The following is a 14,764-nucleotide window of genomic DNA, read 5'->3' on the forward strand; positions in this document are numbered from 1 at the left end:
ATATCTTTAACCTAGATAATTCAGCGGGTTTTTAATTTAGTGCGTTATAGTTTTTGTATTGTATTTTTTGCGTTATGTGGTACGACAGACAATCACACTGTTTACTCTACATAACGCATGACTTATTAAATTAGTTTAATAAGCCGTTTACAATACTATTTAAAGTCGCACTTGGACGTAAGGCTTTTGCAGCTAATGCAGCATCGGCAAAATAATAACCGTTGATATCCATTGCCACACCTTGTGCACCGTTTAACTCACCAACAATTGTTGCTTCGTTATTTTGCATAGCGGTAGCAACACTTGAGAACTCAGCTTGTAAATCAGCATCAGTTGATTGAGCCGCTAACGCTTCTGCCCAATACATTGCAAGGTAGAAATGTGAACCACGGTTATCTAGCTCATTTACTTTACGTGATGGAGATTTGTTTTCTTCCAAGAACTTTGCTGTTGCCTGATCTAAAGTATCCGCCAACACTTTTGCTTTCGGATTATTTGTGGTTTCTGCTAAGTGCTCAAAAGAAGCCGCTAGTGCTAAAAACTCACCTAACGAATCCCAACGTAAATGGTTTTCTTTTTCAAACTGTTGAACGTGCTTCGGAGCTGAACCACCTGCACCCGTTTCAAATAAGCCACCACCGTTCATTAGAGGCACAATTGATAACATCTTCGCTGAAGTGCCTAATTCTAAAATTGGGAACAAATCAGTTAAATAGTCACGTAAGACGTTACCCGTTACAGAAATCGTATCAAGACCTTGAGCACAACGAGCGAGTGTGTGCTGTGTTGCAGCTACCGGGCTCATAATTTGAATATCTAAACCTGTCGTATCATGATCAGCTAGGTAAGTGTTTACCTTTTTAATCATTTCTGCATCATGGCCACGGTTTTCATCTAACCAGAATACCGCTGGTGTATTCGATAAACGTGAACGGTTAACGGCTAATTTCACCCAATCTTGGATCGGAGCGTCTTTGGCTTGACACATACGGAAAATATCACCTTCACCAACAGTTTGCTCTAGTAGTACTTCATCATTAGTATTAATGACTCTTACCGTACCGGCTTCAGCCAGGATAAATGTTTTATCGTGTGAACCATATTCTTCGGCTTTTTGTGCCATAAGACCAACATTTGGTACAGAGCCCATAGTACGTGGGTCAAACGCGCCATTTTCTTTACAGAAATCAATAACTGATTGGAACACACCCGCATAGCAGCGATCTGGGATCATAAACTTAGTATCTTTTTGACGACCATCCGGTCCCCACATTTGACCAGATGCACGTAAAGCGGCTGGCATAGATGCATCAATAATAATGTCGCTTGGTACGTGTAAATTCGTAATACCACGGTCAGAATCAACCATTGCCATATCAGGACGTGTCGCATAAACCGCTGCAATATCTGCTTCAATTTCGGCTTTTTGGTCTGCAGGTAACTTAGTTATCTTGGCATAGACATCGCCTAGACCATTGTTCACATCCACACCTATTTCAGCAAAGGTTGCTGCGTGTTTAGCAAATACATCTTTATAGAATACTTGCACCGCATGACCAAAAATAACTGGGTCAGATACTTTCATCATCGTTGCTTTCATGTGCAATGATAATAAAACGTTTTCGTCTTTAGCTGCTGCAATTTCTTTTTCGAAAAAAGTGACTAATGCTGATTTGCTCATTACTGAAGTATCAATAATTTCTTTATCAAGTAATGCTACTTTTTCTTTTAAAACTTTTGTGGAACCGTCAGTTCCTACAAACTCAATACGTACGTCTTGGGCGCCTTGAACTGTAGTGGATTTTTCTGAAGCATAAAAATCACCTGATTCCATGCTTGCTACGTGAGATAGAGAATCTTTTGACCACTCACCCATTGAATGTGGATTGTTGCGTGCGTATTGCTTCACTGAGCCAGGTGCACGACGGTCCGAGTTCCCTTCACGTAAAACAGGGTTTACTGCAGAACCAAGTACTTTGGCATAAGTCGCTTTAATCTTTTCTTCTGCCGCATTTTGTGGATCTTCTGGATATTCTGGAAGTGCATATCCTTTGGCTTGTAACTCTTTAATTGCAGCTTGTAATTGAGGTACAGATGCACTGATATTAGGTAATTTTATAATATTGGCTTCAGGAGTTTTAGCTAAATCACCTAGTTCCGCTAGCGCATCACCAATGCGTTGTTCTTCAGTAAGAAACTCAGGAAAGTTTGCAATAATACGGCCAGCAAGAGAAATATCGCGAGTCTCTACAGAGATCCCTGAAGATTTCGAAAATGCTTGAATAATAGGTAATAAAGAATGAGTCGCTAATGCTGGAGCCTCATCGGTAATAGTATAAATAATTTTTGCAGTGTCAGTTGTCATTGTTTGTCCTGTTAATTTAGGTTACCGCTTTAACGTTTCCTACTAAACGTTAAAACCTATGCTTGAAGTACTACTGTATCCAGTACCTAATTTTCTAGTGTTTCTGTAATTTGAGTGTGGGGTAATAGATATTTTTAAAGAATACCGAGATATTTTCTCTATTCTTTACAGCTTTCCTTTGCTCAATCACTAGATGGTGTTATTTATTAGAATTATTTTGGGGGCATTTTATACCATAAAAATGCACAATAACGAACAATAATCGGCCTATAAATGCTAAATATGCATATTGGTTCGACCATTGTTCAATATTCAGGTAAGTAAAGGGAGGTAGTTTATTTTTTGTTAGATTTTTCTATTGCTTCTATTTCGGCCCAAATTTTCTCTGCTTCTGCCGTTATCATCGCATATGATTTAATATCACCTCTGCGCTGGGCTTGCATACCTTCTTCTAGTTTAGCATCGTATTTTTTGCGTAGCTTCTTAGTAGGATCTGACTTGAACCAACTCAACATAATTTTTCCTTAAGATATTGTTCTTGCTTTGCTCTATTACTGGATAACTTTGTATCCTAACACTTGTCATTTTAACTACCCCGCAAGCTAAATTGACTTTCGCACTAAGGTGTAGACTTTTGGGTATGTACATCCTTTATTACTTACCTTACCGACTTTTTGTTCACAAAAACAATCTGTTTTCTCCAACAAAACCTTTAAATGTGTGAAAAAGGTTTTACTTATTAACGCCTTTTTACTGGACCAAAACTTTCTTTTTCTTTGTATCGTAAATAAACGTTTTACTTTTATTATTCCTTTAAGAAGAAAAATATTTTCCATTCCATCTAAAGTTTATAGTATAAACTTTTTACTTAAGAAACTTTTTATAGGTTTTATCTTTTACTTTTTTTTGGTGCCATAATGGATTTAGACTACTTTAGTCTTAAGTCAAAACAACAAAGCTCACGTGTTCACGAATGCGATAATATAGATTTGCGTATCCACCGTGCACTCTCTTGGTTGAACCGCGCTCATAAACCTAATGAAGATATCGACACTCGTTTCTTATATCTTTGGATAGCTTTTAATGCAGTTTATGCTAACGACATCGATCAGAATAACCTCACCGAAAGAAAAACGTTTACTCGTTTTATAAATCGTCTGTGTCTATTAGACGTTCAGCACGATTTAGATCATCTAGTTTGGGATAAATATAAACATATCATCACTGAACTACTCAACAATAAATTCGTTTTTCAACCTTTTTGGGATTACCAAAATAAACAAAAAACCGAAGAACAGTGGCTCCAAGCTTTTCGTTCCGAGCAAGCTCGTATTACAAAAGCCATAAACGACGATCCTCAAACAGATGTAATGCTGAGCATTATATTATCTCGGATGTATACATTGAGAAATCAATATGTGCACGGAGGATGTTCTTTCGGTTATCATACTAACCGACAACAGATTAAAGATTGCGTCGAGTTTTTAGATGATTTTGTGCCCATTATTATTAACATTTTATTGGAGAATCCTGAAGAAGTCTGGGGTGACCCTTGTTACCCTATCGTCCCAGATTAAAAGTTGTGCGAAACATGTCTTTAACTAAACGGGTGGTTTGTCATAAGTGTCTATATCCATCTTCTACCTGTTTATGTGACTATGTAGAACCTTTTTCCACCCCCGTCAATATCGTGGTTTTACAAGACCCCAGTGAATCTAAACACGCTAAAAACACAGTCCGCTTACTCAAGCTATGCTTGCGTAATATTGTTGTGCACATTACAGATGGTTCATTCACACCACTATCGGCTCTGAACAAAAATAATACGTTGGTACTTTATCCTAGTTCCACGGCATTGAGTATGGAAGCCCTGATTGAGCAATCTTCATTATCAGAGACTAAAGCTAAATGCGCTATCGACCTTGCTACCATCAAAAATGTCGTCATATTGGATGGTAGCTGGTCAAAAACTCACAAAATTTGGTCGACGCAAACTTGGCTTCACGAAATTCCACAAATAACGTTTGCCGAACTGCCAGAGTCACAATACCGCATTCGCAAAGCCAATAGAAAAAATAGTCTTTCTTCATTGGAAGCTTGTGCGCATGTGTTAGATAAATTGTATAAAGTTAACGTTACGCCTTTATACAATCTTTTAAACGCCTTACAAGACCGCTGGGAAGCTCACAAAGTTTTCTCATCCACTAATAATTCATAGCAACATAACCTGGCAAATCTTCTATCTGTTTTAACCAACGTTTGATATGACTAAATCTTGTTAGGTCAAACCCACCCTCATGTGCGACATGTGTGTAAGCATACAATGCAATATCAGCAGTTGAGCATTCATCTCCAACCAAATAGTTAGTTTTCGCTAACTGCTTATCCATTATATCCAAAGCTTTATAACCTGGAGGGTGTTTTCTTTCGTATTGTTTACGACGGTCTTCAGGTAATCCTAAGTAATGTTGAATAAAACGCGCAACCGCTATATAAGGCTCATGAGAGTATTGTTCAAAGAATTGCCATTGTTGGATCTTGGCTTGGACAAAGCTGTCATCGGGGTACAATGCAGAACCGCGTGCCAAGAAATTAATAATTGCGTTTGATTCTGACAGGACTCGCCCATCCTCTAATTCAATAATTGGTATTTTACCTACTGGTGCTTTGTTTAAAAACTCAGGACTTTTGGTATCACCCTTTAATAAATCTATATCAATATAATGATGTTCAATCTGTAATAACGCACAGATCAATTGGATTTTAAAGCAATTACCTGAACGCTTGTCGCCATATATTGTGATCATTTTCATGATTCCTTATACAAAAAACCCCTAAGTTTTCACTTAGAGGTTTCATCATAAAACACTGACAAACAAAGGGTAACTAAGCCCTTCATTTGCTCCTATACATCTAAGTTTTCAACGTTTAAGGCATTTGCCTCAATGAAGTTTCGACGAGGTTCAACCTGATCACCCATTAACGTTGTAAACAACTGATCTGCTCCAACTGCGTCATCAATTGTCACTTGTAGCATACGACGTGAGTCTGGATCCATGGTTGTTTCCCAGAGTTGTCCTGGGTTCATTTCGCCTAGACCTTTATAACGCTGAATATACTGACCACGTTTTGCTTCAGCCATGATCCAAGTTAATGCTTGTAGGAATGATTCAACCGGTTTAGTTCTCTCACCTCGTTGAATATAAGCTCCTTCTCCCATCATGCCATTGATTGCTTGGTTTAACTCTGCAATTTTCAGATACTCATTTGACGCTACAAAATCTTCATCGATCTTATAAGTATAATCTATACCATGCATCCGCATAATTATTGCAATATAGTACTTATTTATTTCTTCATCTTTTATGATTTCGGCTGAATAAGTCGCACCATCAGTTTCTTCTTCAGACATTACGGCAACCAACGTGTCAGCAAACGATTTTAATGGAGCGCTATTGGTAAAATCAGAAGCTGTTAATACTTGGCTATATACTAACTTGTTTAAAATATCGATTGGCATAATACGTGACATGCGCTTAATCATTTTTTCAGCCGTTTGGTATTGCTTAACCAATGTCTCTAATGCTACTCCAGTTATTCCTGGTGCACCTTCGGAAGTGATTAGGGCAGCATTATCAACTGCTATCGAAGTTAAATATGCATTCAATGCATCGTCATCCTTCAAATATTGTTCTTGTTTACCTTTTTTAATTTTGTATAAAGGTGGTTGAGCAATATAAATATAACCTCGTTCAATAATTTCAGGCATTTGACGATAGAAAAACGTTAATAATAAGGTTCTGATGTGTGAACCATCGACGTCAGCATCAGTCATAATAATGATACTGTGATATCTTAGTTTTTCTGGATCATATTCATCACGGCCAATACCACAACCTAAGGCCGTAATTAAAGTCGCTACCTCCTGAGAGGAAAGCATCTTATCAAAACGTGCCTTTTCAACGTTTAGAATCTTCCCTTTTAACGGCAAAATTGCTTGGTTTTTACGATTACGACCTTGCTTGGCTGAACCACCCGCAGAATCACCCTCCACTATATATAGTTCAGAAAATGCCGGATCTTTTTCTTGGCAATCAGCTAATTTACCAGGCAACCCAGCTAGATCTAACGCCCCTTTACGGCGTGTCATTTCTCTTGCTTTACGTGCGGCTTCACGTGCCCGTGCTGCATCAATAATTTTGCCTACAATGACTTTTGCATCAGCTGGGTTTTCTAATAAAAACTCTGTTAAGGATTCGCCCATAGCAGACTCAACAGCTGATTTAACTTCACTGGATACTAATTTATCTTTAGTTTGTGAAGAAAATTTAGGATCTGGAACTTTCACAGAGATAACAGCGGTGAGTCCTTCCCTTGCATCATCACCGCTGGCGTTTGTCGCATTTTTATTCTTTTTATTAAATCCTTCTTTTTCCATAAAGGTATTTAATGTACGTGTTAATGCAGAACGGAATCCCGCTAAATGCGTACCACCATCACGTTGTGGAATATTATTTGTAAAACAAAAAATATTTTCTTGGAAGGAATCGTTCCATTGCATAGAAACTTCAACAGAAATGCCATCTTCTCTTTCTACATTAAACTGGAAAGGGTTAGCATGTACTGGGGTTTTATTTTGATTCAAATATTCAACAAACGCTTGGATACCACCCTCATATTTGAAATGATCTCGCTTTCCGTCTCTTTCATCTTCGAGAATAATGGATACACCAGAGTTCAAAAACGACAATTCGCGTAGACGTTTCGCCAAAATGTCATAGTGGAAATGCACATTTGTGAACGTTTCTTCACTTGGCCAAAAGCGTATTTCTGTTCCGGTAGAAGTAGTATCACCTACTGGACCTAATGGCGCAGCTGGTTCACCGTGGATATATTCTTGTTCATAAGATTTACCTCCACGTTTAATACGTAACCGTAATTTATGGGATAATGCATTTACTACAGAAACACCTACACCGTGCAAGCCCCCTGAAACCTTGTACGAGTTATCATCAAACTTACCACCCGCATGCAGTACTGTCATAATAACTTCTGCTGCAGATACACCTTCTTCAGGGTGAATTTCCGTAGGAATACCACGACCATCATCTGATACCGAAACAGAATTATCAGTATGGATTTTAATTTTAATATCAGAACAGTGGCCTGCCAAAGCCTCATCAATAGAGTTATCGACGACCTCAAAAACCATATGATGAAGTCCAGTTCCATCATCGGTATCACCGATATACATACCAGGACGCTTACGTACGGCATCAAGACCTTTTAATACTTTAATACTGGAAGAATCGTAATTGTTTTCTTCAGACATTTCACTGCTCCTCTTTCACGTGACCATGTTCCACGTGAAACATTTTTTTATCATTATATTTTTCAACAAAAGAAAGTTGGCTTTCTTCGATTGCTGTTACAAACAGTTGAGTATTGGTTTTAAGCAACTCATCAATGAATGCTTCGCGTTTTTGCAAATCTAGTTCTGCACCAATATCATCTAACAAAAACACACCAGACTTTTTTGTGGTTTCCGTCAGATACAGTGTTTGTGACAACTGTAACGCTGCCACTAACATTCTTAATTGACCTCTGGATAATCGCTCAATCGCATTTACACCATTGGCCAAAAGTTTCAAATCAGCTTTATGAATACCTACTGAAGTAAATCCCATCTTTATATCAGTTGATAATTTCTTATCTAATGCATCAACCAATGACAAGGAATTATCCCAGCCTCGATTATACGAAATTTCTAACGAAAACTCAGGTAAAAATTGTAAAGAAATGCGATTAAATATCAATTTAAGCGCCGATATATAGTTCACCCTATGTTTTGATACCTTTTCACCAAATATTGCCAGCTGATGGCTCCAGTAAACAATTTGAGAGGTATCGAAATTGGGTGATTTTTGAGCTGATTTTAGTAAAGCGTTACGCTGTTTTAATATTTTTGAGTAACTCATCGAGAGGGAATAATAAGATTGTTCCACGTGAAACAACCCCCAATCAATGAAGCGACGACGTAAATTAGGTGCACCAAGAAGTAAATCACTAGATTGTGGAGTGAAAATCTGAACAGGAATATGGGCAACTAAATCAGCTAGACGCTGTGATTTTTCACCATTTATACTGCATTGAAATTCATCATTACTGTTACGCAAAAAACCAATTTTATGTTTTTCACCTTCACTATCCGTACACAAGGCAAAAACACTAAACTGATTGTGCGCTTCTTGAATAACAGACTTATGCTTAGAAGTACGAAAGGAACGACCAAAACCAAGGTAATGAAGGGATTCTAGAAAAGACGACTTACCTGAGCCATTTTGTCCCACCACCACATTTAAATGTGGCGACGGAATAATGTGAGCAGAACTTATATTTCGGAACTGCGTAATCTGGACTTGGTCCAGTTTCATAATAGTAGCTACTACAGACGCATTGGCATGATGACATACAAAGCAGTACTGTTTTGCGCATCTTCAATTAACGCTGAAGCATTGGCATCTGATAAATTAAATTTAACCTTATCTGAGTCCAAAGCATTCATAACGTCAATGAGATAAGCAACATTGAAACCAATCTCCAAATCATCGCCTTGGTAATCAACATCAACAATTTCTTCTGCTTCTTCTTGTTCAGGGTTATTAGCCGTTATTTTTAACTCACCATTCGAAATGTTTAAACGCACGCCTCTAAACTTCTCATTAGATAGGATAGATGCTCGACTGAAAGCATCTTTAACTACTGCTTTATCAGCCACGACAGCTTTAGTTGTTTCTTTTGGTAAAACACGTCGATGATCTGGGAAACGTCCATCCACTAGTTTACTAGTAAAGACAAAATCGGCTGATTTAATAGAAATATGGTTTGAACCAATCTTCACCATAACGGTTTGATCACTATTTTCAATCAAACGCGAAATCTCTAGGACACCTTTACGCGGGATAATAACTTGGCGAGCAGGTAAAGACGATGTAGTGTAATCGTAATTGCAAAGTGCTAAACGATGGCCATCGGTAGCAACTGTTCTAATAAGATTATCTTCAGTCTCCAAAGACATACCGTTTAAATAGTAACGAACGTCTTGTTGAGCCATGGCAAAACTAGTGCTATCAATAAGGTGCTTTAATTCAGATTGCGAAATAACAAACTCAACATCACCCTGCCAATCTTCAAGATTAGGATAATCATTAGCACTTAAAGTAGATAAAGTATAACGGCCTCGTCCAGACCTTATCGTGGCTTTACTACCATTAACTTCAAATGTTATGTCATTATCAGTCGACAAACCTTTACAAATATCAAATAATTTTTTTGCAGGAACGGTAATTTCGCCTTCGACAAAATCCGATTCCAACTCAATACGAGAAATTAACTCAACTTCTAAATCAGTACCCGTTAGCCATAATGCACCCTCTTTCACCTTTAAGAGTATGTTAGATAAAATAGGTAGGGTATGACGACGTTCAATCGCACCAGAAACTAACTGTAAAGGTTGTAAAAACTTTTCACGGCTAATAGTAAATTTCATTGAGTTGTTCTCATTTGAGTTAGTATGTGTATTCTATTAAGAAGACAAGGTTCTTATCAAGTTTTTATAGTCTTCTTTTATATCATGATTTTCTTCACGAAGTTGTTCTATTTTACGACAAGCGTGTAAAACCGTGGTGTGATCGCGTCCACCAAAACCATTACCAATTTCTGGTAAGCTATGATTGGTTAATTCTTTTGCAAGGGCCATCGCCAGTTGACGCGGTCTAGCTATAATTCTGCTACGACGTTTAGACAATATATCAGCGACTTTTATCTTGTAGTAATCAGCTACCGTTTTTTGAATATTTTCAACTGTAACCAATTTTTCTTGTAGCGCAAGTAAATCTCGTAATGCTTCACGCACAAAATCAATCGTAATGTCTCTACCGGTAAAATTAGCATTCGCAATAACGCGATTTAACGCACCTTCAAGTTCACGGACATTTGAACGCAAACGTTTAGCAATAAAAAATGCGACTTCATCAGCGAGATCAATTTTGTTTTCCACAGCTTTACGTTTCAGAATAGCAACCCGTGTTTCTAATTCAGGCGGCTCAATCGCAATAGTCAAACCCCAACCAAAACGAGATTTCAAACGATCCTCTACTCCATCAATTTCTTTGGGGTAACGATCAGAAGTCATGATAATTTGTTGATTATCTTCTAACAAAGCATTAAAGGTATGGAAAAATTCTTCTTGAGAACGATCTTTATTCGCAAAAAATTGAATATCATCTATTAATAATGCATCAACTGAGCGGTAATAGCGCTTGAATTCTTCGATTGCATTATTTTGTAACGCCTTCACCATATCTTGTACAAAACGTTCAGAATGCATATAAACAATATGCGCGTCTTTCTTTTTCTTTAATATACCGTTACCCACAGCATGTAATAAATGGGTTTTACCAAGACCTGTTCCCCCATATATAAATAATGGGTTATATGCACCACCAGGATTGTCAGCAACACTACTCGCAGCTGCTCGAGCAAGCTGATTGGATTTACCTTCAACAAAATTATCAAATAAATATGTGCGATTGATATTACTTTTTTGCTGTGGGCTGGGTACCGGTTTTAATTCTGCTGGTGTCGGAACAACTGGCGCAGGTTGCTGCACTTTATCGCGAATATTAGGTACAGCTGTAGACAGGTGAGGAATGGAAGAGTTAGCCGTTGTGCCAGCTTGGGTATCGGTAACAGGTGTAGCTCTGCGCGTAAAAACATCTAACATTAATTGCGGCGCTTTGTCGCCCTTGTATTCAGTGAATAAGGTCGTAATTTTATCTCTATATTTATCCCTAACCCAGTCAAGGACAAAACGATTTGGCGCAAATAAAGTCACCGCAGTCAGGGTATCATCATCAAATGTTTCTTCAGAGCGTAGCGGACGGATCCACATATTAAACTGCTGAGTATCTAGATCTATCTCTAAACGCTCTAAACATCTATCCCATAACTGCATCAGTGCAACCTTATAATTTTTATCTGTGATTAAGTATACGGATCTATCGACCAGCTTCAACTTTAAACCCAAAATAAAACATAAGTTACTGTATTTAAATGTATTTATTTAAATAACAATGGAGAGATAACGCATACAAAATGACAACTTATACACAACCAAACGATTCAAAAAATAATAAAAAACAAGACAATCTGTGGATAACTTATGTGTAAACTGTGTGTAAGTCATTATTTATTTAAAAATATGCTGATATTTTGATCACAATTAGCATATAATCTTGTTAAATGCGTTGACAAGCTGGGATTTGATCTCTATTATTTTGCATCCTTTTACAGCGGTATTGAAAAATTTCGTATCTGTGAGCATAAAGATTGTTATCAATCACTCATTTTTACACATTATTCACGCTATGTGTTTAACCAACTATATAGAGACTTAGGTCATGAAAAGAACATTTCAACCAAGCAACTTAAAGCGTAAGCGTTCTCACGGATTCCGTGCTCGCATGGCAACTAAAAACGGTCGTAAAGTTTTAGCTGCTCGTCGTGCAAAAGGTCGTGCACGTTTATCAGCTTAATTGATAAATACTGTTTCTAAAGTGGGTGACTATACGTTTCCACGAGAGTTGCGTCTGTTAACTCCGGCCCACTTTAGTAATGTATTTGCTGATGCTATACCTGCTCCATCAAAACACGTTACTCTTCTCGCCAAAATTAATCCTGAATTAGATCATCCCAGACTGGGCATTACTATTGCTAAAAATAGAGTACGCAATGCAAATGATCGTAACCGATTAAAACGTGTAATCCGCGAAAACTTCAGACTACACCAACATTTTTTACCAAATATTGATATTATAGTGATTGGCAAGAGTAATCTTGATACTCTTAGCAACCAAGAATTTAATGACTTGTTGAACAAGCTATGGATAAAATTAAAAACACGTTGCGAAAAATAACTATTTTTCCCTTGTTGTTATTAATTCGATTTTATCAAACCTGTATTTCTCCCTTCCTTGGCAGTAATTGTAGGTTTCATCCAACATGTTCTTCTTATGCATTAGAATCAATTAAGACCTATGGATGTATAAAAGGTGTTTGGTTATCCATTCAACGCATACTAAAATGTCATCCATTTCATCCAGGTGGGATAGATCCCGTACCTGATAATAATAAAGATACCAAACAGTAAGTAGAGATATTATGGAATCCCAACGCAGTTTTATTCTCATTGCCTTAGCATTCGTGAGTTATTTGTTATGGCAAGAATGGTTAGCTAAGGATGTTGATCCGAACGATACCGTCCAAGTAAGTTCTCAAATATTACCCGCCGAGCCTGTGAAAGCTGTTGCGTCTGGTGGCGTAGTCGCAAATACCTTAGATGTACCTGAAGATATGACTACACAAAGCGTTGTGCCAGTTTTATCAACTGCCACTACTGCATCAGACCGTTATATTTCTGTTGAGACAGATACTTTATCTGTCGTTATCGACCGAATTGGTGGAGACGTTGTCAAGGCAAACCTGAATAAATATCCTATTACTGAAGGCTCTGATGATGCATATAGTCTACTACGTCCATCAGGCGCGGTGTATGTTGCGCAAAGTGGGTTAATCGGTGCTAATGGACCAGATGCTAACCCAGCGGGTCGTCCTATGTACGATGCTCCCCAACAAGCATATGTACTAGACAGTAACACACTAAGCGTGCCTTTATCTTGGACCGATGGCAATGGCCTTACCATTACCAAAACATTTAGTTTCAGTCGCGCAAGTCATGCCGTCAATGTAGTACAAAACATTACTAACAATTCAGCAAATACTGCTGTTGTTCAACCATATGCACAATTAAAACAAACATTTAATGTCCCAGAAGGCTCTATGTTTATGCCCACTTATCGCGGTGCAGCATTTGGGACAGCTGAAGAACAATATACCAAGTATTCGTTCTCTGATATCGAAGATGAAAACTTACGTGAAACAACTCCTGCTGGTTGGGTAGCCATGATTGAGCACTATTTCCTAACAGCATGGGTACCACCTCAAGATAAAAGTAACACGATTTATACACGTGCTATCGGTGCTGAGTTTGCAACGATCGGGTATACATCTGAAGCAGTAAGTATCCCTGCCGGAACAACCACAGAATTATCTAGCCTTTTATATATGGGCCCTAAAGACCAAGATACTTTACGTGAATTTGCGACAGGTCTGCACTTGACTGTTGATTACGGCATTTTATGGTTTATCTCAGAGTGGTTATTTTGGTTACTCCAGATTATCCAAGGTGTGGTAGTTAACTGGGGTGTCGCAATCATCATTATTACTATCATAGTAAAAGGTGTCATGTATCCATTGACCAAAAAACAATACGAATCAATGGCAAAAATGCGTGTTTTAGCACCTAAAATGCAGCAAATAAAAGAACGTGTTGGTGATGATCGTCAAAAGATGTCACAAGCTATGATGGAGTTATACAAAAAAGAAAAAGTAAACCCAATGGGTGGTTGCTTCCCACTGCTTTTACAAATGCCAATTTTCTTGGCATTGTACTGGGTATTCTTGGAGTCAGTAGAACTGCGTCAAGCTGACTTTGTGTTATGGATCACAGATTTATCGGTGAAAGACCCTTACTTTGTATTACCTATCCTAACAGGTATCAGTATGTGGGCATTACAAAAACTACAACCAATGACGATCCAGGACGAGATGCAAAAGAAAATCATGCAGTTTATGCCTGTAATGATGACTGTATTCTTTATGTGGTTCCCTGCTGGATTAGTTTTATATTGGTTAGTCAGTAACGTCATTACCTTGGTGCAAGCAAAACTTATTTACGCGTCTATGGAAAAACGTGGACTGAGCGCAAAATAACTATTTAATTAAAGGAACAAGCTATGCCTTCATTTGATATTGTATCTGAAATAGATAATGTAGAAGTCGGTAATGCAGTAGATAATGCAAATCGAGAACTGACAACACGCTTTGACTTTAGAGGTGTCGACGCCACTTTTTCTAAAGTAGAAGATAATGTTCAAATGCAGGCAGAAGCTGAATTTCAGTTACAACAGATGTTAGATATTTTACGAGGTACCTGTGTCAAACGCGGTGTAGACACAGCAGCAATGGAAACCAAAGACGTTGTTCATTCAGGTAAAATATACAAGCAACTGGTAGAGTTTCAACAAGGCATTGACCAAGCTATGGCAAAGAAAATAGTCAAACTTGTGAAAGATGCCAAAATCAAGGTGCAAACAGCTATCCAAGGTGAACAACTACGGGTTACAGGGAAGAAACGCGATGAATTGCAACAGGTAATCGCGCTAGTAAAAGAGGCTAATTTAGGACAACCTTTCCAATACAAAAATTTCCGTGATTAAA

14 protein-coding genes are annotated in these 14,764 nt (G+C 38.0%); 7 read left to right on the forward strand and 7 right to left on the reverse strand.

Going from position 1 to position 14,764, the window contains the following annotated elements:
- Positions 1-130 precede the first annotated feature (130 nt).
- Positions 131-2,365, reverse strand: coding sequence for an NADP-dependent isocitrate dehydrogenase (locus NLF92_RS07045; RefSeq protein WP_254100228.1), 2,235 nt, complete (start codon positions 2,363-2,365; stop codon positions 131-133).
- A gap of 335 nt (positions 2,366-2,700) precedes the next feature.
- Complete coding sequence (locus NLF92_RS07050; RefSeq protein ID WP_254100230.1) at positions 2,701-2,880, reverse strand: DUF6435 family protein; 180 nt, start codon at positions 2,878-2,880, stop codon at positions 2,701-2,703.
- A 402-nt stretch (positions 2,881-3,282) separates the two neighbouring features.
- Between NLF92_RS07050 and NLF92_RS07055 the strand changes: the two genes are divergently transcribed.
- Positions 3,283-3,942 carry a HEPN domain-containing protein gene (locus NLF92_RS07055; RefSeq protein ID WP_254100232.1) on the forward strand — a complete coding sequence of 220 codons (660 nt, stop codon included), beginning with the start codon at positions 3,283-3,285 and terminating at the stop codon, positions 3,940-3,942.
- A gap of 14 nt (positions 3,943-3,956) precedes the next feature.
- Entirely contained in the window at positions 3,957-4,583 is a 627-nt protein-coding gene (locus tag NLF92_RS07060) for a tRNA-uridine aminocarboxypropyltransferase (RefSeq protein ID WP_254100234.1), read from the forward strand.
- Here NLF92_RS07060 and NLF92_RS07065 read toward each other — a convergent pair.
- From NLF92_RS07065 to dnaA, 5 genes are all read right to left on the reverse strand, one after another.
- The gene (locus tag NLF92_RS07065; RefSeq protein ID WP_254100336.1) at positions 4,570-5,169 is read right to left on the reverse strand and encodes a glutathione S-transferase family protein; all 600 of its coding nucleotides are present in this window, start codon (positions 5,167-5,169) and stop codon (positions 4,570-4,572) included. The two genes, NLF92_RS07060 and NLF92_RS07065, sit on opposite strands and share 14 nt — an antisense overlap.
- Before the next feature lie 101 nt (positions 5,170-5,270).
- A complete protein-coding gene (gyrB, locus tag NLF92_RS07070) occupies positions 5,271-7,697 on the reverse strand; it encodes a DNA topoisomerase (ATP-hydrolyzing) subunit B (protein WP_254100236.1) in 2,427 nt (808 codons plus the stop codon).
- A gap of 1 nt (position 7,698) precedes the next feature.
- Entirely contained in the window at positions 7,699-8,799 is a 1,101-nt protein-coding gene (gene recF, locus NLF92_RS07075; RefSeq protein ID WP_254100238.1) for a DNA replication/repair protein RecF, read from the reverse strand.
- Positions 8,800-8,810: 11 nt separating this feature from the next.
- Positions 8,811-9,914, reverse strand: a complete 1,104-nt coding sequence (gene dnaN, locus NLF92_RS07080) for a DNA polymerase III subunit beta (RefSeq protein WP_254100240.1) — start codon at positions 9,912-9,914, stop codon at positions 8,811-8,813.
- Between the two features lie 36 nt (positions 9,915-9,950).
- A complete protein-coding gene (gene dnaA, locus NLF92_RS07085; protein ID WP_254100242.1) occupies positions 9,951-11,381 on the reverse strand; it encodes a chromosomal replication initiator protein DnaA in 1,431 nt (476 codons plus the stop codon).
- Positions 11,382-11,826: 445 nt separating this feature from the next.
- On the opposite strand from dnaA, the gene rpmH reads away from it, so the two are divergent.
- The 5 genes from rpmH to NLF92_RS07110 are packed head-to-tail and all read left to right on the forward strand — an operon-like array spanning position 11,827 to position 14,763.
- Positions 11,827-11,961, forward strand: a complete 135-nt coding sequence (rpmH, locus tag NLF92_RS07090) for a 50S ribosomal protein L34 (RefSeq protein ID WP_014290886.1) — start codon at positions 11,827-11,829, stop codon at positions 11,959-11,961.
- Positions 11,962-12,342: a ribonuclease P protein component gene (rnpA, locus tag NLF92_RS07095; protein ID WP_284700386.1), complete on the forward strand. Its 381-nt coding sequence runs from the start codon at positions 11,962-11,964 to the stop codon at positions 12,340-12,342.
- Positions 12,309-12,575 carry a membrane protein insertion efficiency factor YidD gene (yidD, locus tag NLF92_RS07100; RefSeq protein WP_254100244.1) on the forward strand — a complete coding sequence of 89 codons (267 nt, stop codon included), beginning with the start codon at positions 12,309-12,311 and terminating at the stop codon, positions 12,573-12,575. Before rnpA ends, yidD begins: the two co-directional genes overlap by 34 nt.
- Positions 12,576-12,586: 11 nt before the next feature.
- Positions 12,587-14,257 (forward strand): membrane protein insertase YidC, encoded by a 1,671-nt coding sequence (gene yidC, locus NLF92_RS07105; protein WP_254100246.1) that lies wholly within the window; start codon positions 12,587-12,589, stop codon positions 14,255-14,257.
- A gap of 23 nt (positions 14,258-14,280) precedes the next feature.
- Complete coding sequence (locus tag NLF92_RS07110) at positions 14,281-14,763, forward strand: YajQ family cyclic di-GMP-binding protein (protein ID WP_254100248.1); 483 nt, start codon at positions 14,281-14,283, stop codon at positions 14,761-14,763.
- Position 14,764: the final 1 nt, after the last annotated feature.

Origin of the sequence: Opacimonas viscosa (genome assembly GCF_024199005.1) — a bacterium.
Lineage (GTDB): Bacteria > Pseudomonadota > Gammaproteobacteria > Enterobacterales > Alteromonadaceae > Opacimonas > Opacimonas viscosa.